We start from the raw sequence: 25,491 nt of genomic DNA, 5'->3' as shown, positions 1-25,491 counted from the left end.
AGTCTGTTGAGTTGTTGAAACTCAGCAGATTTTTATATGTGAAAGAAATTTCAAATTTTTTCTAAAAATATCTTGACAGATTAAGTTTTTAGGAGTAGAATGTTTACTAGTTAATTAAACAGTTAAGGAGTTGTTCATGAAGAAACAAAATTTATTTTTAGTCTTGTTAAGTGTCTTTCTTTTATTGCTAGGAGCCTGTAGTCAAAAGGAAAGTCAGACAGGAAAGGGGATGAAAATTGTGACCAGTTTTTATCCTATCTATGCTATGGTTAAGGAAGTATCTGGTGACTTGAATGATGTTCGGATGATTCAGTCAAGTAGTGGGATTCACTCCTTTGAACCTTCGGCAAATGATATCGCAGCCATCTATGATGCAGATGTCTTTGTTTACCATTCACATACGCTCGAATCTTGGGCAGGAAGTTTAGATCCCAATCTAAAAAAATCCAAAGTGAAGGTTTTAGAGGCTTCAGAGGGAATGACTTTAGACCGCGTCCCAGGGCTAGAAGATGTAGAAGCAGGGGATGGAGTTGATGAAAAAACGCTCTATGACCCTCACACTTGGCTAGATCCTGAAAAAGCTGGCGAAGAAGCTCAGATTATCGCTGATAAGCTTTCGGAGGCGGATAGTGAGCATAAAGAAACTTACCAAAAAAATGCGCAAGCCTTTATCAAAAAAGCTCAAGAATTGACTAAGAAATTCCAGCCTAAATTTGAAAAAGCGACTCAGAAAACATTTGTAACACAACATACAGCCTTTTCTTATTTAGCTAAGCGATTTGGACTCAATCAACTTGGTATTGCAGGTATCTCTCCGGAACAAGAACCAAGTCCAAGACAACTAACAGAAATTCAGGAATTTGTTAAAACCTATAAGGTTAAAACGATTTTTACAGAAAGTAACGCTTCTTCAAAAGTAGCTGAAACTCTTGTCAAATCAACAGGTGTAGGTCTTAAAACTCTGAATCCTTTAGAGGCAGACCCACAAAATGACAAGACCTATTTAGAAAATCTTGAAGAAAATATAAGTGTTCTAGCAGAAGAATTAAAGTGAGGAAAAAATGAAAATCAATAAAAAATATCTAGCAGGTTCAGTGGCAGTTCTTGCCCTAAGTGTTTGTTCCTATGAACTTGGTCGTTACCAAGCTGGTCAGGCTAAGAAAGAGTCTAATCGAGTTGCTTATATAGATGGTAATCAGGCTGGTCAAAAGGCAGAGAACTTAACACCAGATGAAGTCAGTAAGAGAGAGGGAATCAATGCTGAACAAATTGTTATCAAGATTACGGATCAAGGTTATGTGACTTCTCATGGAGACCATTATCATTACTATAATGGCAAGGTTCCTTATGATGCCATCATCAGTGAAGAGCTCCTCATGAAAGATTCGAATTATCAGTTGAAGGATTCAGACATTGTCAATGAAATCAAGGGTGGTTATGTCATTAAGGTAAACGGTAAATACTATGTTTACCTTAAAGATGCGGCCCATGCGGATAATATTCGGACAAAAGAAGAGATTAAACGTCAGAAGCAGGAACATAGTAGTAATCACGGTGGCGGTTCAAACAATCAGGCGGTAGTTGCAGCCAGAGCCCAAGGACGTTATACAACGGATGATGGTTATATCTTTAATGCCTCTGATATCATTGAAGATACAGGCGATGCCTATATTGTTCCTCATGGCAATCACTTCCACTATATTCCTAAGAGTGATTTGTCTGCCAGTGAATTAGCTGCTGCCCAAGCCTTCTTATCTGGAAAAGGCGGTCAATTAAGTACGGTTGAATATCGTTCTAGCAGGGGAGAAACAAGATCTAGTGTGAGAACGAGTCCATCTGAAACTCCTCAAAATCTTACAACAACTCCTGAGAGTCAAAATGAGGATTTAGCTAGTCTCCTTCAAGAATTGTACGCTTTGCCACTTAGCCAACGTCATGTGGAGTCTGATGGATTAGTATTTGACCCAGCACAGATTACAAAACGTACTGCAAATGGTGTGGCAGTACCTCACGGAGATCATTTCCATTTCATTCCTTATTCGCAAATGTCTGCCTTGGAAGAAAAATTGGCTCGAAATCTACCAATTGGAGGTCAGCCAGTTCAAAAGCATTCTGATAATACGAAACCAAGCAGTCCTGCGAAACCAAGTTCAGCCATTAAAGCAAACTTTAATCTCAATACGCAGGCACCGAATAGAGCAACTGGAGGAGCCTATACAACGGATGATGGGTATGTCTTTAGTCCAACAGATGTGATTGAAGATACAGGTGACGCTTTTGTTGTACCGCATGGAAATCATTTTCACTATATTCCTAAGAGTGATTTGTCTGCAGGAGAATTGGCTGCAGCCCAAGCCTATTGGAATGGGAAGCAGGGGTCTCGTCCTTCTTCAAGTTCTAGTCATAATGCAAATCCAGCTCAACCAAGCTTGTCAGAGAACCACAATTTGACTGTCACTCCAACTTATCATCAAAATCAAGGGGAAGACATTCCAAGCCTTTTACGTGAATTGTATGCTAAACCCTTATCAGAACGCCATGTAGAATCGGATGGACTAGTATTTGACCCGGCACAAATAACAAATCGTACAGCTAATGGTGTTGCTGTACCGCACGGAGACCATTATCACTTTATCCCTTATTCACAAATGTCACCTTTGGAAGAAAAATTGGCTCGTATGATAGCTATTAAGGGACAAAATGGTGCAGTCTTGCCGGGAATGAATTATTTGAAACCAGCACCAAAACCGCAAGCTCAACCATCAACTGAGAAAAAACAAACTGATTTTACAGTAGAACAGGTTGTTAGAAAAGTTGGGGAAGGATATGTTGTGGAAATTGCTGGTGTCAGTCACTATGTTTTTGCTAAAGACTTGGCTAAGGATAAGATTGATGCTATTGAAAATCTCTTGTCTAAGAAAACTCAAGAGACACATGCTCTAGTTGCTAAAAAAGAAAATGTCGCTTCTCGTGACCAAGAATTTTATGATAAAGCCTACAATCTGTTAACCCAGGCTCATAAAGCCTTGTCTGAAAATAAAGGTCGCGTTTCTGATTTCCAAACTTTAGACAAATTAGCAGAGCGCTTGAATGATGAATCTTCTAATAAAGTAAAATTGGTAGATGATTTATTGGCATTCCTAGCACCAATTACCCATCCAGAGCGACTTGGCAAACCAAATGCTCAAATTGCCTATACAGACGATGAAATTAAATTAGCGAAATTAGCAGGTAAATATACAACAGAGGATGGCTATATCTTTGATGAGCATGATATTGAAAGTGATGAAGGAAATGCCTACGTCACTCCACACTTGAACCATAGCCACTGGATTAAAAAAGACAGCTTATCTGAAGCTGAAAGAGCAGCAGCTCAGGCTTATGCTAAAGAAAAAGGCTTACAAGCTCCAAATTCTACTGAAGCAACAGAAGCAAAACCAGAGGCAACAGGGACAGAAGCTATCTATAACCGCGTAAAAGCTGAGAAAAAGGTACCATTAGAAAAAATACCGAATCATTTACAGTATACTGTAGCTGTACAAAATGGTCACTTTATAATTCCTCACTTTGATCACTATCATAACCTTAAGTTTGCATGGTTTGATGAAGGACTTTACTCAGCTCCTGAAGGCTATACCTTAGAAGATTTATTTGCGACAGTGAAATACTACGTTGAACATCCTGACCAACGTCCTCATTCAGATAATGGTTGGGGTAATGCTAGCGACCATGTTCGTAAAAATAAGGCAGACCAAAACGGTAAACCTGATGAAGATAAGGAACATGATGAAGTAAGTGAGCCAACTCATTCTGAATCTGATGAAAAAGAGAATCACGCTGGTTTAAATCCTTCAGCAGATAATCTTTATAGACCAAGCACTGATGCGGAAGAGACAGAGGAAGAAGCTGAAGATACTACAGATGAGGATGAAGTTCCACAAGTAGAGCGTTCTGTTATTGACGTTAAGATAGCAGAGGCGGAGACCTTGCTAGAAAAAGTAACAGATTCTCGTACTCGCCAAAATGCTATGGAGACATTGTCTGGTCTAAACAGCAGTCTTCTTTTCGGAACGAAAGACAGTAACACTATTTCAGCAGAATTAGATAGGCTCTTGGCTTTGTTAAAAGAGAGTCAACCGACTCCTATATAGTAGTAAAAAGAATGAAGCATATTTTATGGAGAAGTAACCTTTCGTGTTGCTTCTCTTTTTTAGAAGAAAGTAACAGAAACTTGACAGAAGTATAATAGATTGAATCTAGAATAGTACACCTTGACTTCTAAAATATTGTTAGAAATTGATTTGACTGTCCTGATTAATTTGTCCTATTCTTATTTCATTTCTCTATAATTTTAAATAGTAAACTATTTACTGGTTAATTAAATGGTTAAATAAGCGGTTTAGAAAAATTGTTTAACCGAGAAAAAAGAAGTTAAGAAAAAGTTTCATCATTTATTGAAATGAGGGATTTATGAAATTCAGTAAAAAATATATAGCAGCTGGATCAGCTGTTATCGTATCCTTGAGTCTATGTGCCTATGGACAAAACCAGCATCGTTCGCAGGAAAATAAGGACAATAATCGTGTCTCTTATGTGGATGGCAGTCAGTCAAGTCAGAAAAGTGAAAACTTGACACCAGATCAGGTTAGCCAGAAAGAAGGAATTCAGGCTGAGCAAATTGTCATCAAAATTACAGATCAGGGCTATGTAACGTCACACGGTGACCACTATCATTACTATAATGGGAAAGTTCCTTATGATGCCCTCTTTAGTGAAGAACTCTTGATGAAGGATCCAAACTATCAACTTAAAGACGCTGATATTGTTAATGAGGTCAAGGGTGGCTATATCATCAAGGTCGATGGAAAATATTATGTCTACCTGAAAGATGCAGCTCATGCTGATAATGTTCGAACCAAAGATGAAATCAATCGTCAAAAACAAGAACATGTCAAAGATAATGAGAAGGTCAGCTCAGATGTCGCTGTAGCAAGGTCTCAGGGACGTTATACGACAGATGATGATTATGTCTTTAATCCAGCTGATATTATCGAAGATACGGGTGATGCTTATATCGTTCCTCACGGAGGTCACTATCACTACATTCCAAAAAGTGATTTGTCTGCTAGTGAATTAGCAGCAGCAAAAGCTCATTTAGCTGGCAAAAATACGCAACCAAGTCAGCTAAGCTATTCTTCAACAGCTAGTGATAATACTAATCAAGCTATAGAGAAAGAATCAACTAGCAAGCCAGAAAGCAAAGCTGAAAATCTCCAAAGTCTATTGAAAGAACTCTACGATTCACCTAGTGACCAACGTTACAGTGAATCAGACGGTCTGGTTTTTGACCCTGCTAAGATTATCAGTCGTACGCCAAATGGAGTTGCGATTCCGCATGGCGACCATTATCACTTTATTCCTTACAGCAAACTCTCTCCTTTAGAAGAAAAGATTGCTAGAATGGTGCCTATAGGCGGAACTGGTTCTACGGTCTCTACAAATGAAAAACCTCATGAAGCAGCGTCTAGTCTAGGAAGTCTTTCAAGTAGTCCATCTACTTTGAATCATGCCTCATTACTTACAAATAAGCCTATCTCTTCAACATCTGATGGTTATATCTTTAATCCTAAAGATATTGTCGAGGAAACAGCAACAGCTTATATTGTAAGACATGGTGATCATTTCCATTACATTCCAAAATCGACCGTAATTGGGCAACCGACTCTTCCAAACAATGGTCTAGTAGCACCTTCGCCGTCTCTTGCAGCCAATCCTAGTGTTTCACATGAGGAACATGAAGAAGGTGGACACGGCTTTGATGCCAATCGTATTATTGCTGAAGATGAATCAGGTTTTGTCATGAGTTACGGAGACCACAATCACTACATCAAGGTGCAAACTAAGGGATATGAAGTAGCCTTGAAAAACAAGATTCCAGCCCTGAAATCCAACTATCAGCCTGGGGCCTTTGATGAGAAAACAGTTTTAGCAAAAGTAGATCAACTTCTTGCTGAAAGTCGAAACGTCTATAAAGAGGATCCAATCAAACAAAGACAGATTGAGTTAGCCTTAGGACAGTTTACTGAAAGTTTGAAAAAAATAAAAGTTAGTTGATTGATTACTTCTCTAAATTTTGGGCACACTAAAAAGAGGTCTTGACACCTAAACTTTAAAATTAAAGCATATTGAATCCGTGCTGCTGTGCGAAGCGAATAGCGTCTTGGACGAACATTGTCTTATCTGGATTTCTTATTTCTGTAAGGCCTTGTAATCTTGGATTATAACTCTCCTGTTTTAGGAGTACATGGTAGATAGCAACCAATAATCTGCGACAGATAGCAAGGAAGAAGTAGAAAGTCTTTTGAACAAGGCAAATCAACTCTTGGAGCAAATCCAAGAAGAAGGAATCAGACAATCCTTGGCAGAAGAAGTAGAAAATCTCAAAGCTGCTACAAACAAGGCTGATGCAGACTTGGATGAAGTAAACAGCCAGGTAAAAGATGTATTGACTCGTATCGCTAGTGCCCTTCAACAAGAAAAGGAAAATGCAGAGCAAGATCCTCAGACACTTGTACTCTATCAAAAACTCTACGATATTCTCATATCGCTTCACTCTTATTTAGAAAGTAATAATGGATCTGATGCGGACTTTGATAAAGTGGATGCATTACTAGATCAACTTTCTGCTAAGAGTAAAGACAAAGCAGCTTTACTTGAATTGACAAAAGCTATTCTAGTTTTGAATCACCAAATCCAGTCAAAAGCTAGCGCAAGTGAAGAAACAAGTCCAGCAAGAAATGCTGAAGCAAATGGTGATAAGACAAGTACCGAAACAGAAACATCAACAGCTACGGAATCTAACAGTGAAACTGCTAGCGACGAAAACAAACCGAGCAACGCAAGAGATTCTAAACCTGCTGAATCAACTTCAGAAAATGAAACAGCATAATCTGCAACAAGTACTGGAAACTAAGAAAAACCAGCAGAATAAACAGAAAGGCGAAGTAGCTGAGCTACCTCGTCTTTTTAGCCTTTATAAGCTACGATACCAATGATGGTATCAACTGCACGTTCCATAGTCTGAAGGCTAACGTATTCGAAACGACCGTGCATATTCTCGCCACCAGCAAAGATATTAGGGGTTGGGATTCCCATAAAGGAAATCTTAGAGCCGTCTGTCCCTCCACGGATTGGTTCGATAATAGGAGTGATACCCAGATCTTCCATAACGGCTTTAGCAATGGTAATTGGAGTCATATCTTTTTCAATGACTTCTTTCATATTATAGTACTGATCTGTCAAATTGAGGGTGATACGGTCGCTCCCAAGTTCTTGATTCATCTTATCAGCGATAGACTGCATAGCTGCTTTACGCGCTTCAAAGGCATCTTTTTCAAAATCACGAATAATGTAGCTAGAACTCGCCTCCTCGACACTACCAGTCACATCCATAAGATGGTAGAACCCTTGGTAACCATCCGTTAACTCAGGTCGGTCATTTTCTGGAAGTTGATTATGAAAATCAATTGCTAGCTGAAGGGCGTTGACCATTTGCCCTTTGGCAGTACCAGGGTGGACATTACGGCCTTGGAAATGCAATTCAGCCCCAGCTGCTGAGAAGGTCTCGTACTGAAGCTCACCTAGTGGGCCACCATCAACAGTGTAGGCAAAATCCACATCAAAATCTTCTGCATCAAATTTATTGGCACCAACACCGATTTCCTCATCTGGGCCAAAACCAACACGAATCTCACAGTGCTTGATTTCAGGGTGAGCAGTCAGATATTCAATGGCAGTCATAATTTCAGCAATTCCTGACTTGTCATCAGCCCCTAGCAAGGTTGTTCCATCGGTTGTGATGAGCGTTTGTCCTGGATATTTCTCAAGACTCTTGAAGTCAGCTGGATCGAGTTTGAAACCAGAATTCCCTAGTTCAATCACACCACCATCGTAGTTTTCAATTACCTGTGGATTGACTCCTTCGGCATTAAAGTCAGCAGTATCCATGTGAGATATAAAGCCAATTTTACGTGTTAAAGACGGATCGTTGGCTGGCAAGGTTCCAATAGCAAAACCATTTGGAAGGTAGTAGACGTTTTGAAGTCCAACACGTTTCATTTCAGGGATAAGAACATTGGTTGCGAAGTCAACCTGACTCTGTGTACTTGGAGTAGTAGTAGAGTGTTCATCAGAGCGCGTGTTGACCTTAACGTAGGTCAAGAAGCGGTCCAAGAGATTTGGATAAGTCATAAAAAACTCCTTTTGAATTCATTTTTTCCATTGTATCATAGAAAGAAGAGAAAAACAAAAGACAGAAGTTAGGGCAATCTGCTATGTTAGCGTTTACTTATCAGTGGATTCATGATAAAATAAACTTGATAAAAATATCACAAGGAAGCGATTATGAAAAAAGCAATTTTAATGATGACCTTTGGTTCACCAGAAGAGATTACCTTTGAAGGTGTGGCTGATTTTTTCACAAATATTCGTCGTGGAGTGAGACCTCAAGACCATGAAATTCAAACACTCTATGATAATTATGTACGAATTGGGGGCACACCTCTGCAAAGAATTACCCGTCAAGAGGTTGCCTTGGTAGAAGCTAGGCTGGGAAATGAATATAGTGTCTACTTTGCTAATAAGTTTTCCAGTCCCTTTATTCCAGATGTGATCGGTCAAATGGAAGCAGACGGAATTGAACAGTGTATTTGTTTGATTTTGGAGCCTCATTATTCTTTCTACTCTGTCATGGGCTATGAAAAATTTTTAGAAAGCAAACAAATTCAATTTTTGGTCATTAAGGACTGGTATCAGGAAGAAGAGCTCTTAAACTATTGGGCAGATGAAATTGCTAAGATTTTAAAAGAAGAAGTAAAGCAGGATAGCTTTAAAGTCATCTTTTCAGCCCACAGTGTGCCCATTTTTGCCTTGGATTTTGGTGACCCATATATTGACCAAATTTTCGAAAATAGCAAGTTAGTCGCTGAAAAACTAGGCTTGAGTTCTGAACAATATACCAATACTTGGCAGAGTGAGAGTGATATTGGGATTCCATGGATTAAGCCAGATGTTTTGGAGTATCTCAGAGAACAGACAGAACATCCAGACCATTATATTTTTGTTCCTATCAGCTTCATTAGCGAGCATATTGAGGTCTTGTTTGATAATGATGTGGAATGTTATGACTTGTGTCAAGAATTGGGTGTGAACTACCATCGTCCACCAATGCCAAATACGGATTCTCGTTTAATTGATGCCTTGCTCAATACAGTCAGAGCCAATGAACATCAAGAGTTTAAGGAATTTCTCCTGGAAGAAGAAACCTTTGATGAATTAGTTCCTTCAGACGAGACGAAAAACATTTTGGCTGAATCTCAAGATTTACAAATGCCAGAATTTGTGAAAAAACTGATTGAGAAAAAAGGCCGGGAGAATGTTAAGATGCCTTATTTGATCAAAAAAATGCTTGAGAAAGCAGGCAAGTTACCCAAAGAGTAAAGAAAAAAGGATTTAGCTTTCTTTGCGCTAGATCCTTTTAAACGATTATTTTTTCTCAAGAAGAGCTTTGATTTCTTGAAGGACTTCCAATTCGGTTGGTTTTTTTTCGTCAGTTTTTTCTTCCTTTATGCCAGTCAGTTTCTGTGCTTTTTCAATACCCTTGATAATAAAGAAGAGGGCGGTACCCACAAAGATAAAATTGATAATAGCACTTAAAAAGTTACCATAGCCGACTCCATGCCAAGAAAGTTGAGCGATACGTTCGACTTTAGCAGCTTTCAAAGCGGGATTTAAAATAAGAGGAGTGATAATGTCGTTTACAAGTGAAGTAACGATAGCACCAAAAGAAGAGGCAATGACAACACCGACAGCAAGGTCAATCACATTTCCTCGAAGCAAGAATGATTTTAGATTTTTTAACATACTGTTTTCCTTTCAACGTTTCGTGTTTCATTGTATCCTAAATCATTATAGAAGGCAATTAAAAGGCTCATAAATGGAGCATTATTTTCTAAAAATATAGACCTTGCTCAAGATATAATTGATGATAATAATGAGTATTTGTGCAATTATTGTTTCAATAGCATTTATCTTATCAATGTTTTCATTTACGAATTGACCTATGATGTGAGGAAATTGGGTTACAAAGAGAAAAGTTAAAAACAAGTCTAACAGAAAAGTAGAAAGGCGAGCAAGAGAAAATTTCAATAAACGGATAAGTCGATTCTTCCTTGCTTGCTTAAATACAAGCCTATCATTTGTGATAAAGGCAAATAGGATACCAATAATATTTGCTAGGGCAGTAGCAAGGAGTTCCTGATGACTTAGTTGATAAATGACTAGTCGTGAGAGAATCGAAACTAGAGTTGTTGCAAGGCCAAAAAAGAGATAGGCTAAGATTTCATTGTTAAAAAATTTTTGAATAGGTTTTTTCATGCTTTAAGTATAGCATAAAGCAGGCTATTGTGCTATACTAGTAAGGTTGAATAAAGCAACCCTTGGTGCTTAGCTTCTTTCACCAAGCATATTACACGCGGATAACCGCCAAAGGAGAAAAAATGAAAAAATTAACTATTCGTGATGTTGCAGATATTGCAATCGTTGCTGCTATTTATGTCGTTTTGACTGTCACACCGCCCCTAAATGCCATCAGCTATGGTGCTTATCAGTTTCGTATTTCAGAAATGATGAACTTTATGGCTTTTTACAATCCCAAGTACATCATCGGAGTTACTATCGGTTGTATGATTGCTAATTTCTTTAGCTTCGGACTACTAGATGTCTTTGTTGGTGGCGGATCAACCTTGGTATTCCTCAGTTTAGGTGTTTGGCTTTTTGCAAAATATAGCAAGGATTACCTCTTTAACGGATTGATTCGAAAAGATCATTTCTTCTTTTCAATCCTCTTTTCAATTTCCATGTTTACCATCGCTGCAGAGTTAAATATTGTAGCAGAATTACCATTTTTCCTTACTTGGTTTACAACAGGAATTGGTGAATTTGCCTCATTGATTATTGGAGCGATTATCATTGGTAAAATTGGTCGTCGAATCGATTTAAGCAAATAGAACAGGACAAGCTAGGTAGCCTTTACCTGGCTTTTTCTTATGGAAAATTTCTAAGAAAACTTGACAAGTTTTTCTGATTATAGTATACTTACTTAAGTAAGCTGATTTAGCTCAGTTGGCAGAGCGCATCCATGGTAAGGATGAGGTCGCCGGTTCAATCCCGGCAATTAGCATGATATGTATAGGGAAACTCTTGAATACGAGAGTTTTTTGTTATACTCGATCGAAAAAATTTCTTATTGACAAAATCAAGTATCTCTAGTAATATAGAATATGCGATGAGTCGATAGGTAGTCTTCGGACTACTATTGAGCATAAGGAGGTCATAACGCAGGAGCGGACCTTGATGAGTTGTGTGAACCTGCTCATCACATGAAGATGCCTCTTAGTCCCTAGTCTAACGACTGGGGATTTTTATTTTCCAAAAAATGATGAAAAAGCTTTGCAATTCATGGAAAAAGTAGTATAATACTTCTATTATAGAAATTTTTAGAAAATTCCGAAAGAGGTTATTTATGGGATATACAGTTGCTGTAGTCGGCGCGACAGGTGCTGTCGGTGCTCAGATGATAAAAATGTTGGAAGAATCAACACTTCCAATCGATAAAATTCGTTTACTTGCTTCTGCACGTTCAGCAGGCAAGACTTTGAAATTTAAAGACCAAGATATTACGATTGAAGAAACGACTGAGACAGCTTTTGAGGGAGTTGATATTGCTCTCTTTTCAGCAGGTGGTTCGACATCAGCTAAGTATGCACCATACGCAGTTAAAGCTGGAGCGGTAGTAGTAGATAATACATCTTACTTCCGTCAAAATCCAGACGTTCCTTTGGTTGTTCCAGAGGTCAATGCTCACGCACTTGATGCCCACAATGGGATCATTGCCTGCCCTAACTGTTCAACAATTCAAATGATGGTGGCTCTTGAGCCAGTTCGCCAAAAATGGGGCTTGGACCGTATCATTGTTTCAACTTACCAAGCAGTTTCAGGTGCTGGTATGGGAGCAATTCTTGAGACACAACGTGAACTTCGTGAAGTCTTGAATGATGGTGTAACCCCACGTGATTTGCATGCCGAAATCTTGCCTTCAGGTGGTGACAAGAAACATTATCCTATCGCCTTTAATGCTCTTCCACAAATTGATGTCTTCACTGACAATGATTACACTTATGAAGAGATGAAGATGACTAAGGAAACTAAGAAAATCATGGAAGATGATAGTATTGCCGTTTCAGCAACATGTGTTCGTATTCCAGTCTTATCAGCTCACTCTGAGTCTGTTTATATCGAAACAAAAGAAGTGGCTCCAATCGAAGAAGTCAAAGCAGCTATCGCAGCCTTCCCGGGTGCTGTTCTTGAAGATGATGTAGCTCATCAAATTTATCCTCAAGCTATCAATGCAGTTGGTTCGCGTGATACCTTTGTTGGTCGTATCCGTAAAGACTTGGATGCTGAAAAAGGAATCCACATGTGGGTTGTTTCAGACAACCTGCTCAAAGGTGCTGCTTGGAACTCAGTTCAGATTGCTGAAACTCTTCATGAACGTGGCTTGGTTCGTCCAACAGCTGAATTGAAATTTGAATTAAAATAGTCATATCGTTTAGGAGTTCAGATGAACTCCTTCTTTGAAATAGAGAGGTGTTTTCATGTCTTATCAAGATTTAAAAGAGTGTAAAATCATCACAGCCTTTATTACCCCCTTCCATCAGGATGGTTCCATCAACTTTGATGCTATTCCAGCCTTGATTGAGCATTTGTTGGCTCATCATACGGATGGAATTCTTCTCGCAGGGACCACTGCTGAGAGTCCAACCTTGACTCACGATGAAGAGTTGGAGTTGTTTGCGGCTGTACAAAAGATTGTCAATGGACGCGTTCCTTTGATTGCGGGTGTTGGTACCAATGATACGCGTGACTCTATCGAGTTTGTCAAAGAAGTCGCGGAATTCGGCGGTTTTGCTGCTGGGCTTGCTATTGTTCCTTACTACAATAAACCTTCTCAAGAAGGGATGTATCAGCACTTTAAGGCTATTGCAGATGCTTCTGACCTACCAATTATTATCTATAACATTCCAGGGCGTGTAGTTGTCGAATTGACTCCAGAAACCATGCTTCGCTTAGCTGACCATCCAAATATTATTGGTGTCAAAGAATGTACCAGCTTGGCCAATATGGCTTACTTGATTGAGCACAAGCCAGAAGAGTTCTTGATTTATACAGGTGAGGATGGAGATGCTTTCCATGCCATGAACCTTGGTGCGGATGGGGTTATTTCTGTTGCCTCTCATACAAATGGGGATGAAATGCACGAGATGTTTACTGCCATTGCAGAAAGCGATATGAAGAAAGCTGCAGCTATTCAACGTAAATTCATTCCTAAGGTCAATGCCCTCTTCTCTTATCCAAGTCCTGCTCCTGTTAAGGCAGTTCTGAACTATATGGGATTTGAAGCTGGTCCAACTCGTCTACCTCTTGTTCCAGCACCAGAAGAAGATGCCAAACGCATTATCAAGGTTGTTGTAGATGGTGACTACGAAGCGACTAAGGCAACTGTAACAGGGGTTTTAAGACCAGATTACTAATAAGACAATAAAATCCATGACCGCAAGAAGGATCATGGATTTTTCTTATTTTCCTAAACAGAATTGGCTAAAGAGTTGGGTGATGAGTTCATCAGGAGCCGCATCTCCAGTGATTTCTCCGAGGATTTCCCAAGTACGAGTCAAATCAACTTGAAGCAAGTCAACTGGCATACCTAGTTCAAGACCTTGGTTAACAGCTTGTAGGCTTTCAACTGCTTTTTCAATCAGGGAAATGTGACGAGCATTTGATAGGTAGGTTGCGTCTTGCTCAACCAAACCAGCATTTTCAAAGAAGAGGTTGTTAATTCTCTCTTCAATCTTATTGATATTTTGATTTTTAAGGACTGAAATGCGAATGACATCTTCTGGAAGTTCAGAGGTTTCAATAACTTCTGGCAGGTCAGTTTTGTTAAGAAGAATAATGCGATTAGTCTCCTGACTGATTTCTAGGAGTTGGCGGTCTTGGGCGGTTAGTGGTTCACTGGCATTTAGCACCAGTAGAACCAAGTCGGCTTCCTTGAGGGCTTTTTTCGAACGCTCAACTCCAATTTGTTCCACGATGTCATCCGTTTCACGGATACCGGCTGTATCAATCAATTTGAGAGGGACACCGTTGATGTTGACGTATTCTTCAATGACATCTCGAGTAGTACCAGCAATATCTGTAACGATAGCCTTGTCCTCACGCAAGAGGTTGTTGAGAAGGCTAGATTTCCCAACGTTTGGGCGTCCGATGATGGCAGTGGAAATTCCTTCACGAAGGATTTTACCGCGACGAGCTGTTCTAAGAAGATTGGTTAGCAATTGCTCAAACTCCATAGTCTTCTCACGGACAACAGCAGTAGTGGCTTCCTCAACATCGTCATACTCAGGATAGTCAATATTAACCTCGACCTGGGCAAGTGTATTGAGGATTTCTTGACGGGTATTATTGATAATATCAGAAAGGGAACCATCTAATTGTTTGACTGCAATGTTCATGGCCTTGTCTGTCTTGGCGCGGATGATATCCATGACCGCCTCAGCCTGAGTCAAGTCCACACGTCCATTTAGGAAGGCACGTTTGGTAAATTCACCAGGTTCTGCCAACCGAGCTCCTTCACGGATAGCTAGTTGGAGAATCTCATTGGTCACCGCAATCCCACCGTGGGTGTTAATCTCGATAATATCCTCACGAGTGAAGGTTTTTGGAGATTTCATGGCTCCCACCATGACCTCGTCCATGACTTTACCAGTCAGAGGATCAACGATGTGACCGTAGTTGAGAGTGTGGCTAGCAACCCTGCTCAAGTCTTTTCCTTTAAAAATCTTTTGCGCAATAGCAAAACTTTCTGTTCCGCTCAAGCGGACAATACCAATAGCCCCTTCACCTAGTGGAGTAGAGATAGCAGCGATGGTATCAAATTCACGTGTAATCATAATGTTTCCTTTAATTAATAGCTCTTTTCTTGGAATATTCCAAGTATCCTTTCAAATTGTAACAAATTTAGGCTATTTCTTCAATGGATGTTACTTGGAGATTGAAAAAGCCTAAGCAATTCTGCTTAAGCTAGCTTATTTGGTGCGCATTTCCCCTTGTGGGAAGTAAGTTCCTTCTGGCATGTCGTTGATGATGACATGGACAGCAGATTGAGGGGCTCCAGTATTACGGACAACAGCTTCCGTCACTTCCTTAGCAAGAGCTTTCTTTTGCTCGAGCGTGCGTCCTTCAAATAAATCGATGCGTACAAATGGCATAATAGCTTCCTCCACTAGTTTTTGATTTCTTCTATTTTACCACATTTTGCCGTTTAAAGCTTAAGAAAATTATGATATACTAGAATGTAGCAAAAATTTAGAAATGGACGTGAAGCAAGAAACATGGCACAGTTGTATTATCGTTATGGGACCATGAACTCTGGAAAGACAATCGAGATTCTCAAGGTGGCCTATAACTACGAGGAGCAGGGAAAAAGTGTTGTGATTATGACCTCGGCTCTGGATACTCGTGACGGTGTTGGCTATGTGTCGAGTCGTATTGGCATGAAACGCTCTGCCATTGCAATTGAGGAGTCAACAGATATTTTTGGATTTATCCGAGATTTACCTGAGAAACCATACTGTGTTTTGGTCGATGAAGCCCAGTTTCTCAAACGTCATCATGTTTATGACCTAGCTCGTGTTGTAGACGAGTTAGACATACCCGTTATGGCATTTGGTTTGAAAAACGACTTTCGCAATGAACTATTCGAAGGTTCAAAATATCTCTTGCTTTTAGCAGATAAAATCGATGAGATTAAAACCATCTGTCAGTATTGTAAGAAAAAGGCAACTATGGTTTTGCGTACACAGGATGGACTACCAGTCTATGATGGTGAGCAGATTCAGATTGGTGGTAATGAAACCTATATCTCGGTTTGCCGTAAACATTATTTTGCCCCTGAAATCAATAAGGAGAATGAAGAAAAATGAACATCTATGATCAACTACAAGCTGTAGAAGACCGTTATGAAGAATTAGGAGAGTTGCTCAGTGACCCAGATGTGGTTTCGGACACAAAGCGTTTCATGGAGCTTTCAAAAGAAGAAGCTTCAACTCGTGATACCGTAACAGCCTACCGTGAGTACAAACAAGTCCTTCAAAACATCGTTGACGCTGAAGAGATGATTAAGGAATCAAGCGGAGATGCGGACTTGGAAGAAATGGCCAAACAAGAGCTCAAAGATGCCAAGGCTGAAAAAGAAGAATACGAAGAAAAACTCAAAATTTTACTCCTTCCAAAGGATCCAAACGATGACAAGAATATCATCCTAGAAATCCGTGGAGCAGCTGGAGGAGACGAAGCAGCACTTTTCGCTGGAGACCTTCTAACTATGTATCAAAAGTATGCGGAAGCCCAAGGATGGCGCTTTGAAGTCATGGAGGCCTCTATGAATGGTGTCGGTGGTTTCAAAGAAGTGGTTGCCATGGTTTCTGGTCAATCTGTATACTCTAAACTTAAGTATGAGTCTGGAGCCCATCGCGTGCAACGTGTCCCTGTGACAGAAAGTCAAGGCCGTGTTCATACTTCGACAGCGACAGTTCTTGTTATGCCAGAAGTTGAAGAGGTTGAATACGACATTGATCCAAAAGACCTTCGTGTCGACATCTATCACGCCTCTGGTGCTGGTGGACAGAACGTCAATAAGGTTGCGACTGCCGTTCGTATAGTTCACTTGCCAACCAATATCAAGGTTGAGATGCAGGAAGAACGTACCCAGCAGAAGAACCGTGAGAAAGCCATGAAAATCATTCGTGCGCGTGTTGCTGACCACTTTGCTCAGATTGCACAAGACGAACAAGACGCTGAGCGTAAGTCAACAATCGGTACTGGTGACCGTTCAGAACGAATCCGTACTTATAACTTCCCACAAAACCGTGTCACAGATCACCGTATCGGCTTGACTCTCCAAAAACTAGATACCATTTTGTCTGGTAAATTGGACGAAGTTGTGGATGCCTTGGTTCTTTATGACCAAACACAAAAATTAGAAGAATTAAACAAATAATGAAATTAGCTCAATTATTTTCAGATTTTGAAGAAGAATTGATAAGACAAGGAGAGGAAGCTGAAAGCCTCTCTTTTGTCTATCGTAGCCTGAAAAATCTATCTTTTACAGACTTTGTTTTTGCCCTCCAGAAAGAGGTAACAGAGGAAGAAAAACAATTTGTAAAAGGAATTTTTCAACAGTTAGCAGCTCATAAACCGGCACAGTATATCATTGGACAGGCAGATTTTTATGGAATGCAGTTAAAAGTTGATGAGCGAGTATTGATCCCTCGTCCAGAGACAGAGGAGTTAGTGGAGCTTATCTTAGCTGAAAATCCTGAGAGAAATCTGTCAGTTCTGGATATTGGAACAGGCAGCGGAGCTATTGCTCTTGCCTTAGCAAAAAACAGACAAGATTGGTCAGTGACAGCAGCAGATATTTCCCAATATGCTTTAGATGTAGCCAGCGAAAATGCTGAAAATCAAAATCTTCAAATATTTTTAAAAAAATCTGACTGTTTTACAGAAATTTCTGAAAAATATGATATAATTGTTTCCAATCCACCCTATATCTCTCGTGAAGATGAGTCGGAGATTGGTTTAAATGTTTTGCATTCGGAACCTCATCTCGCTCTCTTTGCAGATGAGGATGGCCTAGCTATTTACCGTAGAATTGCGGAAGATGCAAAAGACTATCTCAAAGATGGTGGTAAGATTTACCTTGAAATTGGATACAAGCAAGGTCAAAGTGTTCCTGAACTTTTTAGGAAATATCTTCCTGAAAAGCTAGTAAGAACACTCAAGGACCAATTTGGTCAAGATAGGATGGTCGTGGTTGATGATGGACAGGATTAGGCAAGAGTTGGAAAAGGGTGGAGCTGTTGTTCTGCCTACAGAGACAGTTTACGGTCTCTTTGCCAAGGCGCTAGACGAAAAAGCAGTTGACCATGTTTACCAACTCAAACGTCGCCCTAGAGACAAGGCACTCAATCTTAATGTGGCCTCTCTAGAGGACATCTTGCGCTTTTCAAAGAATCAGCCAATTTATCTACAAAAACTTGTAGAGACCTTTTTACCAGGTCCCTTGACCAATATCCTTGAAGCCAATGACCGAGTTCCCTATTGGGTCAATTCTGGTCTCGCAACGGTGGGATTTCGAATGCCCAGTCACCCCATTACGCTAAATTTGATTCGAGAGACAGGTCCCTTGATTGGGCCGTCTGCCAATATTTCAGGTCAGGCAAGTGGGATAACCTTTGAACAAATTCTGAAGGATTTTGACCAAGAGGTTCTAGGTCTGGAAGACGATGCTTTTCTAACTGGACAGGATTCAACGATTTTGGACTTGTCTGGAGACAAGGTGAAAATCTTACGCCAAGGGGCCATTAAGCGAGAAGATATTCTTGCTCGGTTGCCAGAGATTTCTTTTGAGGAGGAATGAGATGCTAAGAGACTTGCAAGAAACAGATGTGAAAGCTATATGTGACATAAATCAAGAGGCTTTGGGTTATTCTTTTAGTCCAGAGGACACAGCTAGCCAACTAGCTAGACTGTCTCAGAATTCACATCATTTCCTACTTTCTTATGAGGATGAAGCTAGTCATGTCTTGCTTGGATATGTCCACGCTGAGGTCTATGAATCACTTTATTCTAAAGCAGGATTTAATATTTTAGCTTTAGCAGTTTCACCTCAAGCACAAGGGCAAGGTATTGGTAAAAGCTTATTACAAGGGTTGGAAGAAGAAGCAAAAAGACGTGGCTATGGGTTTATTCGCTTAAACTCTGCCGATCATCGTCTGGGAGCTCACGCATTTTATGAAAAAGTTGGTTATACTTGTGATAAAATGCAGAAACGGTTTATTCGCATCTTTTAGTTTATTTTCTTATTGTAAAAACAAACTAGAGGACCAGTCACACTATAAAGGAGAAGACCTATGATTTTTGACAAAGATGATTTTAAAGCATATGATGCTGATCTCTGGAATGCTATTGCCAAAGAAGAAGAACGCCAACAAAACAACATTGAGTTGATTGCTTCGGAAAACGTAGTTTCCAAGGCTGTTATGGCCGCTCAAGGGTCTATCTTGACGAATAAATACGCCGAAGGCTACCCAGGTCGCCGTTATTATGGTGGAACTGATGTGGTAGACGTGGTAGAATCTCTAGCCATTGAACGCGCAAAAGAAATTTTCGGTGCAAAATTTGCCAATGTCCAACCACACTCAGGAAGCCAAGCCAACTGTGCGTCTTACATGGCCTTAATTGAGCCAGGTGATACCGTTATGGGGATGGATTTGGCAGCAGGTGGACACTTGACCCACGGAGCTCCAGTTAGCTTCTCAGGTCAAATCTACAACTTTGTTTCTTACAGTGTTGACCCTGAAACGGAACTCTTGGATTTTGATGCTATCTTGAAACAAGCCCAAGAAGTAAAACCAAAATTGATCGTAGCAGGTGCTTCAGCCTATTCTCAAATTATTGACTTTTCAAAATTCCGTGAAATTGCGGACGCTGTTGGGGCTAAACTTATGGTAGATATGGCTCATATCGCTGGTTTGGTTGCTGCTGGTCTACATCCTAGCCCAGTGCCATACGCTCACATCACGACAACAACGACCCACAAAACCCTTCGTGGACCTCGTGGTGGTTTGATTTTGACTAATGACGAAGAACTTGCCAAGAAAATCAATTCAGCTATTTTCCCAGGTATTCAAGGTGGTCCTTTGGAGCATGTTGTTGCTGCTAAGGCAGTTTCCTTTAAAGAAGTTTTGGATCCAGCTTTCAAGGAATATGCTGCCAATGTTATCAAAAACAGCAAGGCCATGGCGGATGTCTTCTTGCAAGACTCTGATTTTCGTATCATTTCTGGAGGAACTGAAAACCACCTCTTCCTAGTGGATGTGACTAAGGTTGTAGAAAACGGAAAAGTTGCTCAAAACTTGCTGGATGAAGTCAATATTACCTTAAATAAAAACTCAATCCCTTACGAAAGCTTGTCACCATTCAAGACAAGTGGGATTCGTATCGGAGCAGCAGCCATTACTGCACGTGGATTTGGTGAAGAAGAAAGTCGCAAAGTGGCTGAATTGATCATTAAAACCCTTAAGAATGCAGAAAATGAGGCTGTATTAGAAGAAGTGAGAAGTGCAGTCAAAGCGTTGACAGACTCCTTCCCATTATACAAGGACTAAAATTTTTATGGACATTTATATTAAGAAAGCCATTATTCACCAGTTCAGTCCGGATGATACCGAGCTGTCCCTAGCGGATAAGCTTCTCAATATTACTCCAAAAATCGAAGAATACTTGCGTAAAAAAATTGAACGTGTGTATTCAGATGAAGCTAAGACTGGGATTTTCGAAGAAGAAAATCCCTTCTTCAATCACATCACAGACGATTTGTTGGAGACATCAGTAACACTGGCTAATCTCTGGAAAGAGGAGTTCAGCATTTCAGAAAATCTCAAGACCAATGACTTGATTTTTGTGCAATTTTCTAAAGAAGGTGTAGAGCATTTCGCTTTCTTGCGAATTGCACTACGAGAGACATTGACCCACCTTGGTGGAGAAGTTGATAATCCAATCAAGCTGACTCAGAATAACCTGCCTGGATTTGGAACGGGTGCTGACGAGGCCTTGGTGGTCAATCTTCAGAGTCGCAAGTACCATCTGATTGAAAAACGAATCAAGTACAACGGGACTTTTTTGAACTATTTTTCAGATAATCTTCTTGCTGTCGCTCCTAAGATTTCACCTAAGAAATCCATCAAGGAACTGGAAAAAACGGCCCAGAGAATTGCTGAAACCTTTAACACAGATGATTTTCAATTTCAATCCAAGGTCAAATCAGCGATTTTCAACAACCTAGAAGAAAGCAATGAATTGTCACCAGAAAAATTGGCCAACGACCTTTTTGACAATAATCTGACGGCTCGTCTGAGCTTTATTGACCAAGTCAAAGAAGCAGTACCAGAACCAGTTCAGTTTGATGAAATTGATGCCAGTCGCCAATTAAAGAAATTTGAAAACCAAAAACTTTCCTTGTCAAATGGAATTGAGCTCATCGTTCCCAATAACGTCTATCAAGACGCCGAGTCTGTTGAGTTTATCCAAAATGATAATGGAACCTACTCTATCTTAATCAAAAATATCGAGGATATCCAAAGTAAATAATGTTTAAACGAATTCGAAGAGTGCTTGTACTAGCAGTCTTCCTTTTTGCTGGCTATAAAGCTTACCGCGTTCATCAAGATGTCAAGCAAGTCATGACCTATCAACCCATGGTGCGCGAAATCTTGAGTGAAAAAGACACCCCAGCAAACGAAGAGCTCGTGCTCGCTATGATTTATACCGAAACAAAAGGAAAAGAAGGCGACGTCATGCAGTCTAGTGAGTCTGCCAGTGGTTCAACCAACACCATCAATGATAATGCCTCTAGCATTCGGCAAGGCGTTCAAACTCTGACAGACAATCTCTATCTGGCCCAGAAGAAGGGAGTAGATGTCTGGACGGCTGTTCAAGCCTATAATTTTGGACCTGCCTATATCGATTTTATCGCCCAAAATGGTAAGGAAAATACCTTGGCTCTGGCAAAACAGTACTCTCGCGAGACTGTTGCTCCCTTGCTTGGTAATACCACTGGAAAGACTTATAGTTATATTCACCCCATTTCTATCTTCCACGGTGCAGAACTTTATGTAAATGGAGGAAACTATTATTATTCTAGACAGGTGCATCTCAACCTTTACATCATCAAATGTTTCACTCTCTTTTCAACATCTGGCTAATCCAGGTGTTTTTGTTATAAGTTTTCTTTAAGATAGATATATTACTCTAGAAAGGTAAAGGAGGAAAATCCCTATGAGAAAGAAATTCTTTCTGACCAGTGCTACGGTCTTGTGGGCAGTAACAGCTATAAGTAGCGCCCATGCAGCAACTGATGTTCAAAAAGTCATCGATGAAACCTATGTTCAACCTGAATATGTCCTAGGTTCATCATTGTCTGAAGACCAAAAAAATCAAACCCTAAAAAAACTAGGCTACAACGCCTCAACAGACACCAAAGAACTCAAGACTATGACACCTGATGTCTATTCTAAAATCATGAATGTGGCCAATGACTCTAGTTTACAGTTGTATTCATCAGCCAAGATTCAAAAACTAGGTGACAAATCACCACTTGAGGTCAAGATTGAAACACCAGAAAACATCACTAAGGTGACGCAGGATATGTACCGAAATGCAGCCGTAACTTTGGGTATGGAACATGCCAAAATCACTGTGGCAGCGCCCATTCCAGTTACAGGTGAGAGTGCTTTAGCAGGGATTTATTATTCGCTAGAAGCTAATGGAGCCAAGGTGCCGCAAGCCAACAAAGATTTGGCTCAAGAAGAGCTGAAGGCTTTGTCCGATATCAATTCTGAAAACAAGGACAAGACAGGCTATGATGCTAATAAATTAAACGTTGCCCTAGCTGATATCAAGTCAGGACTCGCCAAAGCTAAAGAAAGCAAGGGAAATCTGACAGAGGAAGATGTCCGCAAAATCGTTGAAGATACCTTGAAAAATTACAAACTTGATCAGGTCATAACAGGAAATCAGATCAATATCATCATCAATTTTGCTTTGAATCTTTCAAAGAGTGATATCCTCAGCAATGCTGACTTCACTAAAACCCTAAATGACCTTAAACAAAGTATTGTTTCACAAGCTGGCGACAGTTTTAAAAATATCAACCTTAACTTTGATGCTGATAAGGCGCTAGAAGAAGGTGGTAACTTCTTAAGCTCCCTCTGGCAAGCCATTGTCAACTTCTTCAAGAGTTTTGGTTCTTAAGAAATTTCATGGTATAATAGATGGTAACCGTAACGTTGCCGTCTTTTTTGTCGGCCAATAGAAAGAGAAGAGAATGTTAAAGAAAAATGATATTGTAGAAGTTGAAATTGTTGACTTGACCCATGAAGGCGCAGGAGTTGCCAAGGTGGATGGTTTGGTCTTTTTTGTAGAGAATGCTTTACCGAGTGAAAAAATCCTCATGCGTGTCCTCAAGGTCAATAAAAAGATTGGTTTTGGGAAAGTGGAAGAATACCTAGTCCAGTCGCCACACCGTAATCAAGATTTAGATTTGGCTTATCTGCGTTCAGGAATTGCTGATTTAGGTCATCTTGCCTATCCAGAACAGCTTAAGTTTAAAACCAAGCAAGTTAAGGACAGTCTATATAAGATTGCAGGAATTTCTGATATAGAGGTTACTGAAACGCTAGGTATGCAAAATCCAATCAAGTACCGCAACAAGGCACAGGTCCCTGTTCGTCGAGTAAATGGAATCTTGGAAACTGGCTTTTTCCGTAAGAATTCCCACGACCTCATGCCTCTAGAAGATTTCTTTATCCAAGATCCTGTGATTGATGAGGTAGTAGTAGCCCTACGTGACTTGCTCCGTCGTTATGATTTGAAACCTTATGATGAAAAGGAACAAGCTGGCTTGATTCGAAATCTTGTGGTGCGTCGTGGACACTATTCTGGACAAATCATGGTTATCTTGGTTACAACTCGTCCCAAAGTTTTTCGTGTGGAGCAATTGATTGAACAACTCATCAAGCAGTTCCCAGAGATTGTGTCTGTTATGCAAAATATCAATGATCAAAACACTAATGCTATTTTTGGTAAGGAATGGCGTACGCTTTATGGTCAAGACTATATTACCGACCAGATGTTGGGAAATGACTACCAAATCGCTGGACCCGCTTTTTACCAAGTCAATACTGCAATGGCTGAAAAACTTTATCAAACAGCCATTGACTTTGCTGCATTAAAAGAAGATGATGTGGTCATTGATGCCTATTCTGGTATTGGGACGATTGGCCTCTCTGTTGCGAAACATGTTAAAGAAGTTTATGGTGTTGAGGTAATTCCAGAAGCGGTTGAGAATAGTAAAAAGAATGCTCAGCTGAACAATATTTCAAACGCCCACTATGTCTGTGACACAGCTGAAAATGCTATGAAAAATTGGCTCAAGGAGGGAATTCAACCAACCGTTATCTTGGTTGATCCTCCACGCAAGGGGCTTACAGAAAGCTTTATCAAGGCAAGCGCTCAAACAGGAGCAGACCGCATCGCCTATATCTCATGCAATGTTGCAACCATGGCGCGTGATATCAAACTCTACCAAGAATTGGGATATGAATTGAAGAAAGTCCAGCCGGTTGATCTTTTTCCGCAGACGCACCACGTGGAGTGTGTAAGCTTGTTAGAGAAACGTAGTTAATCCTCAAAAGGTTCCCCAAACCTTTTGAGTTCCGCCAATGGGATAGCTGTCGTAGAGTAATAAGTTTACGACGAAACGATAAGGTAACAGCGAACCGCTGAGTATGTAGCCTTGAAATAATGTTTTAAGAAGGTGGAAAAAAGAATTTGCTATATCCTAAGGGTAACTAATCAGTATTATATTCTGAAAAATCAATCTACGGATAATTTAGATGAGGTTATAAATGATTATATTAGAGTTATATCAAAATAATTATTCTAAAGATTTAGTCGCATTTGATTCCATAAAAGATGGGAAAGCCTTTGTAGCTCAAATTCCGGGATACACTCTGGAAACAGAAGATGGTTTTGAAGTGGAGTATTTTAATCCTAAAAACATACCGGATTATATGGAAATTATTTTTAACGGAAATATTGTTCCTTTATCTAAATTTATGTTCGATCCTGAGGAAAATGTAGACATTATTTGGAAAGAGATTTCAAATTTATCCCTCAAAAACGATAGAGTAATCGAAGGATATTCAAAAATCGATGCATATGTCGTTAACAACCATGAAATTAAAACCTATGTCGAAGCGAGAGAAGCGAACTATCGTCAGGCAAAAGACTTTCTAGAAGGTAGCGGATATGAAGTAGACAGAAACTTTTTCGGAAGTGAAGACGGCGAAGCGATTCTCTACAGAAAAAAAGGTGCCGAAGATTGGCATTTCTTGTGTCACTTAGACCCAATGTTTTTAGAGCTTGAAGATGTAGAAGGATATGTTAAAGAAGAGGTGGGAGAGATTCAATAGTCAAGCAAAGTTCCTTGTGAGTATGTACCTTTGCTAGTAAAAGCGTCAAAACGTTGTAACGAAGGGGGTTAAGAAAACCCTTGAGTGTAAGCCTTCTTCTTGTTTAGAGGGAAAGTATTAGAGTAGCCGCTCATAATTTATACTAGATTTGATAACTTATTTGAGATAGATTTTATTTCTATAAATACTGTGAAAATTTTTTAATACTAAAGATTTAAAGTTACTGTGTTAAAAATTCTCTCCACTTTTAAACTAATGTATTATAAAAGCCAGTTGA

General features: G+C 39.9%; 22 protein-coding genes, 1 tRNA gene, 3 pseudogenes and 1 riboswitch. Of the genes and pseudogenes, 20 read left to right on the top strand and 6 right to left on the bottom strand.

Translation table 11 applies throughout. The features are described 5' to 3' along the window. The first annotated feature begins 136 nt into the window (after nucleotides 1-136). The 3 genes and pseudogenes from adcAII to OC529_RS04820 all read left to right on the top strand — a co-directional run. Nucleotides 137-1,054 carry a zinc-binding lipoprotein AdcAII gene (gene adcAII / locus OC529_RS04830; protein WP_000744536.1) on the top strand — a complete coding sequence of 306 codons (918 nt, stop codon included), beginning with the start codon at nucleotides 137-139 and terminating at the stop codon, nucleotides 1,052-1,054. Between the two features lie 7 nt (nucleotides 1,055-1,061). After that, nucleotides 1,062-4,151, top strand: coding sequence for a pneumococcal-type histidine triad protein (locus tag OC529_RS04825; protein WP_000700358.1), 3,090 nt, complete (start codon nucleotides 1,062-1,064; stop codon nucleotides 4,149-4,151). Nucleotides 4,152-4,470: 319 nt separating this feature from the next. Then, nucleotides 4,471-5,886: pseudogene (locus OC529_RS04820) on the top strand (pneumococcal-type histidine triad protein); the annotation flags it as partial. Between the two features lie 289 nt (nucleotides 5,887-6,175). On the opposite strand, the pseudogene OC529_RS11745 reads toward OC529_RS04820, so the two are convergent. Continuing rightward, nucleotides 6,176-6,340, bottom strand: a pseudogene (locus OC529_RS11745) (IS110 family transposase); the annotation flags it as partial. Between OC529_RS11745 and OC529_RS04815 the strand changes: the two are divergent. Continuing rightward, nucleotides 6,338-6,949, top strand: a pseudogene (locus OC529_RS04815) (HIT family hydrolase); the annotation flags it as partial. The pseudogenes OC529_RS11745 and OC529_RS04815 overlap by 3 nt on opposite strands. A gap of 77 nt (nucleotides 6,950-7,026) precedes the next feature. Here the strand turns inward: OC529_RS04815 and pepT are convergent. Further along, the gene (pepT, locus tag OC529_RS04810) at nucleotides 7,027-8,250 is read right to left on the bottom strand and encodes a peptidase T (protein WP_023935952.1); all 1,224 of its coding nucleotides are present in this window, start codon (nucleotides 8,248-8,250) and stop codon (nucleotides 7,027-7,029) included. A 153-nt stretch (nucleotides 8,251-8,403) separates the two neighbouring features. Here pepT and hemH point away from each other — a divergent pair, with 153 nt between their 5' ends. Then, the gene (gene hemH / locus OC529_RS04805) at nucleotides 8,404-9,498 is read left to right on the top strand and encodes a ferrochelatase (protein WP_054388323.1); all 1,095 of its coding nucleotides are present in this window, start codon (nucleotides 8,404-8,406) and stop codon (nucleotides 9,496-9,498) included. A gap of 45 nt (nucleotides 9,499-9,543) precedes the next feature. Here the strand turns inward: hemH and mscL are convergent, their stop codons facing one another. Both mscL and OC529_RS04795 read right to left on the bottom strand, forming a co-directional pair. Continuing rightward, on the bottom strand, nucleotides 9,544-9,921 hold the full coding sequence (gene mscL, locus OC529_RS04800; RefSeq protein WP_023932701.1) for a large conductance mechanosensitive channel protein MscL: 378 nt from the start codon (nucleotides 9,919-9,921) through the stop codon (nucleotides 9,544-9,546). 81 nt (nucleotides 9,922-10,002) lie between these two features. Then, nucleotides 10,003-10,434: a GtrA family protein gene (locus OC529_RS04795; protein WP_023935947.1), complete on the bottom strand. Its 432-nt coding sequence runs from the start codon at nucleotides 10,432-10,434 to the stop codon at nucleotides 10,003-10,005. A 28-nt stretch (nucleotides 10,435-10,462) separates the two neighbouring features. Further along, nucleotides 10,463-10,559, top strand: a riboswitch (PreQ1 riboswitch). On the opposite strand from OC529_RS04795, the gene OC529_RS04790 reads away from it, so the two are divergent. The 4 genes from OC529_RS04790 to dapA all read left to right on the top strand — a co-directional run bounded on the left by OC529_RS04790 (nucleotide 10,557) and on the right by dapA (nucleotide 13,649). Continuing rightward, entirely contained in the window at nucleotides 10,557-11,066 is a 510-nt protein-coding gene (locus OC529_RS04790) for a QueT transporter family protein (protein ID WP_000737071.1), read from the top strand. (Overlaps the previous riboswitch by 3 nt.) Nucleotides 11,067-11,166: 100 nt before the next feature. Then, a tRNA-Thr gene (locus OC529_RS04785) sits at nucleotides 11,167-11,239 on the top strand. Nucleotides 11,240-11,581: 342 nt separating this feature from the next. Next, nucleotides 11,582-12,658 (top strand): aspartate-semialdehyde dehydrogenase, encoded by a 1,077-nt coding sequence (locus OC529_RS04780; RefSeq protein WP_000542464.1) that lies wholly within the window; start codon nucleotides 11,582-11,584, stop codon nucleotides 12,656-12,658. Between the two features lie 55 nt (nucleotides 12,659-12,713). Continuing rightward, nucleotides 12,714-13,649 carry a 4-hydroxy-tetrahydrodipicolinate synthase gene (dapA, locus tag OC529_RS04775; RefSeq protein ID WP_023935945.1) on the top strand — a complete coding sequence of 312 codons (936 nt, stop codon included), beginning with the start codon at nucleotides 12,714-12,716 and terminating at the stop codon, nucleotides 13,647-13,649. Between the two features lie 45 nt (nucleotides 13,650-13,694). On the opposite strand, the gene mnmE is transcribed toward dapA, so the two are convergent. Together mnmE and OC529_RS04765 are read right to left on the bottom strand one after the other, a co-directional pair. Then, nucleotides 13,695-15,068, bottom strand: a complete 1,374-nt coding sequence (gene mnmE / locus OC529_RS04770; RefSeq protein WP_262081610.1) for a tRNA uridine-5-carboxymethylaminomethyl(34) synthesis GTPase MnmE — start codon at nucleotides 15,066-15,068, stop codon at nucleotides 13,695-13,697. Between the two features lie 135 nt (nucleotides 15,069-15,203). Beyond that, a complete protein-coding gene (locus OC529_RS04765; RefSeq protein ID WP_001117401.1) occupies nucleotides 15,204-15,386 on the bottom strand; it encodes a 4-oxalocrotonate tautomerase in 183 nt (60 codons plus the stop codon). A 123-nt stretch (nucleotides 15,387-15,509) separates the two neighbouring features. On the opposite strand from OC529_RS04765, the gene OC529_RS04760 reads away from it, so the two are divergent. The 11 genes from OC529_RS04760 to OC529_RS04710 all read left to right on the top strand — a co-directional run bounded on the left by OC529_RS04760 (nucleotide 15,510) and on the right by OC529_RS04710 (nucleotide 25,214). After that, nucleotides 15,510-16,100 (top strand): thymidine kinase, encoded by a 591-nt coding sequence (locus tag OC529_RS04760; protein ID WP_000068157.1) that lies wholly within the window; start codon nucleotides 15,510-15,512, stop codon nucleotides 16,098-16,100. After that, a complete protein-coding gene (gene prfA, locus OC529_RS04755; protein WP_001028819.1) occupies nucleotides 16,097-17,176 on the top strand; it encodes a peptide chain release factor 1 in 1,080 nt (359 codons plus the stop codon). Before OC529_RS04760 ends, prfA begins: the two co-directional genes overlap by 4 nt. Next, nucleotides 17,176-18,012, top strand: a complete 837-nt coding sequence (gene prmC, locus OC529_RS04750) for a peptide chain release factor N(5)-glutamine methyltransferase (protein WP_262081609.1) — start codon at nucleotides 17,176-17,178, stop codon at nucleotides 18,010-18,012. The genes prfA and prmC overlap by 1 nt, the downstream gene beginning before the upstream one ends. Next, nucleotides 17,996-18,598, top strand: a complete 603-nt coding sequence (locus OC529_RS04745) for an L-threonylcarbamoyladenylate synthase (protein WP_262081608.1) — start codon at nucleotides 17,996-17,998, stop codon at nucleotides 18,596-18,598. The genes prmC and OC529_RS04745 overlap by 17 nt, the downstream gene beginning before the upstream one ends. Nucleotide 18,599: 1 nt before the next feature. Further along, nucleotides 18,600-19,031: a GNAT family N-acetyltransferase gene (locus OC529_RS04740; RefSeq protein WP_262081607.1), complete on the top strand. Its 432-nt coding sequence runs from the start codon at nucleotides 18,600-18,602 to the stop codon at nucleotides 19,029-19,031. 60 nt (nucleotides 19,032-19,091) lie between these two features. Then, nucleotides 19,092-20,348 carry a serine hydroxymethyltransferase gene (gene glyA / locus OC529_RS04735; RefSeq protein ID WP_262081606.1) on the top strand — a complete coding sequence of 419 codons (1,257 nt, stop codon included), beginning with the start codon at nucleotides 19,092-19,094 and terminating at the stop codon, nucleotides 20,346-20,348. A gap of 7 nt (nucleotides 20,349-20,355) precedes the next feature. Beyond that, nucleotides 20,356-21,330 carry a nucleoid-associated protein gene (locus tag OC529_RS04730; protein ID WP_220052373.1) on the top strand — a complete coding sequence of 325 codons (975 nt, stop codon included), beginning with the start codon at nucleotides 20,356-20,358 and terminating at the stop codon, nucleotides 21,328-21,330. Continuing rightward, a complete protein-coding gene (gene pmp23, locus OC529_RS04725) occupies nucleotides 21,330-21,944 on the top strand; it encodes a cell wall hydrolase Pmp23 (RefSeq protein WP_220052375.1) in 615 nt (204 codons plus the stop codon). The genes OC529_RS04730 and pmp23 overlap by 1 nt, the downstream gene beginning before the upstream one ends. A 73-nt stretch (nucleotides 21,945-22,017) precedes the next feature. Continuing rightward, nucleotides 22,018-22,992, top strand: coding sequence for a DUF1002 domain-containing protein (locus OC529_RS04720; RefSeq protein WP_262081605.1), 975 nt, complete (start codon nucleotides 22,018-22,020; stop codon nucleotides 22,990-22,992). 73 nt (nucleotides 22,993-23,065) lie between these two features. Continuing rightward, on the top strand, nucleotides 23,066-24,424 hold the full coding sequence (gene rlmD / locus OC529_RS04715; protein ID WP_262081604.1) for a 23S rRNA (uracil(1939)-C(5))-methyltransferase RlmD: 1,359 nt from the start codon (nucleotides 23,066-23,068) through the stop codon (nucleotides 24,422-24,424). Nucleotides 24,425-24,647: 223 nt separating this feature from the next. Beyond that, nucleotides 24,648-25,214 (top strand): hypothetical protein, encoded by a 567-nt coding sequence (locus OC529_RS04710; protein ID WP_262081603.1) that lies wholly within the window; start codon nucleotides 24,648-24,650, stop codon nucleotides 25,212-25,214. Nucleotides 25,215-25,491: the final 277 nt, after the last annotated feature.

The sequence above is a fragment of the Streptococcus sp. Marseille-Q5855 genome (assembly GCF_946901985.1).
Classification (GTDB): Bacteria; Bacillota; Bacilli; order Lactobacillales; family Streptococcaceae; genus Streptococcus.
Note: the sequence above shows the minus strand (reverse complement) of the source record. Positions and strands in the feature narration are given on the sequence as shown.

What these genes read in the sequence shown, in the direction of transcription:
- OC529_RS04780 (WP_000542464.1), top strand. Translation starts at nt 11,582, where the DNA reads ATGGGATATACAGTTGCTGTAGTCGGCGCGACAGGTGCTGTCGGTGCT.
- OC529_RS04745 (WP_262081608.1), top strand. Translation starts at nt 17,996, where the DNA reads ATGATGGACAGGATTAGGCAAGAGTTGGAAAAGGGTGGAGCTGTTGTT.
- prfA (WP_001028819.1), top strand. Translation starts at nt 16,097, where the DNA reads ATGAACATCTATGATCAACTACAAGCTGTAGAAGACCGTTATGAAGAA.
- mnmE (WP_262081610.1), bottom strand. Translation starts at nt 15,068, where the DNA reads ATGATTACACGTGAATTTGATACCATCGCTGCTATCTCTACTCCACTA.
- adcAII (WP_000744536.1), top strand. Translation starts at nt 137, where the DNA reads ATGAAGAAACAAAATTTATTTTTAGTCTTGTTAAGTGTCTTTCTTTTA.
- mscL (WP_023932701.1), bottom strand. Translation starts at nt 9,921, where the DNA reads ATGTTAAAAAATCTAAAATCATTCTTGCTTCGAGGAAATGTGATTGAC.
- OC529_RS04795 (WP_023935947.1), bottom strand. Translation starts at nt 10,434, where the DNA reads ATGAAAAAACCTATTCAAAAATTTTTTAACAATGAAATCTTAGCCTAT.
- OC529_RS04760 (WP_000068157.1), top strand. Translation starts at nt 15,510, where the DNA reads ATGGCACAGTTGTATTATCGTTATGGGACCATGAACTCTGGAAAGACA.
- OC529_RS04740 (WP_262081607.1), top strand. Translation starts at nt 18,600, where the DNA reads ATGCTAAGAGACTTGCAAGAAACAGATGTGAAAGCTATATGTGACATA.
- OC529_RS04790 (WP_000737071.1), top strand. Translation starts at nt 10,557, where the DNA reads ATGAAAAAATTAACTATTCGTGATGTTGCAGATATTGCAATCGTTGCT.
- OC529_RS04730 (WP_220052373.1), top strand. Translation starts at nt 20,356, where the DNA reads ATGGACATTTATATTAAGAAAGCCATTATTCACCAGTTCAGTCCGGAT.
- hemH (WP_054388323.1), top strand. Translation starts at nt 8,404, where the DNA reads ATGAAAAAAGCAATTTTAATGATGACCTTTGGTTCACCAGAAGAGATT.
- rlmD (WP_262081604.1), top strand. Translation starts at nt 23,066, where the DNA reads ATGTTAAAGAAAAATGATATTGTAGAAGTTGAAATTGTTGACTTGACC.
- pepT (WP_023935952.1), bottom strand. Translation starts at nt 8,250, where the DNA reads ATGACTTATCCAAATCTCTTGGACCGCTTCTTGACCTACGTTAAGGTC.
- OC529_RS04825 (WP_000700358.1), top strand. Translation starts at nt 1,062, where the DNA reads ATGAAAATCAATAAAAAATATCTAGCAGGTTCAGTGGCAGTTCTTGCC.
- OC529_RS04765 (WP_001117401.1), bottom strand. Translation starts at nt 15,386, where the DNA reads ATGCCATTTGTACGCATCGATTTATTTGAAGGACGCACGCTCGAGCAA.
- glyA (WP_262081606.1), top strand. Translation starts at nt 19,092, where the DNA reads ATGATTTTTGACAAAGATGATTTTAAAGCATATGATGCTGATCTCTGG.
- OC529_RS04710 (WP_262081603.1), top strand. Translation starts at nt 24,648, where the DNA reads ATGATTATATTAGAGTTATATCAAAATAATTATTCTAAAGATTTAGTC.
- OC529_RS04720 (WP_262081605.1), top strand. Translation starts at nt 22,018, where the DNA reads ATGAGAAAGAAATTCTTTCTGACCAGTGCTACGGTCTTGTGGGCAGTA.
- prmC (WP_262081609.1), top strand. Translation starts at nt 17,176, where the DNA reads ATGAAATTAGCTCAATTATTTTCAGATTTTGAAGAAGAATTGATAAGA.
- pmp23 (WP_220052375.1), top strand. Translation starts at nt 21,330, where the DNA reads ATGTTTAAACGAATTCGAAGAGTGCTTGTACTAGCAGTCTTCCTTTTT.
- dapA (WP_023935945.1), top strand. Translation starts at nt 12,714, where the DNA reads ATGTCTTATCAAGATTTAAAAGAGTGTAAAATCATCACAGCCTTTATT.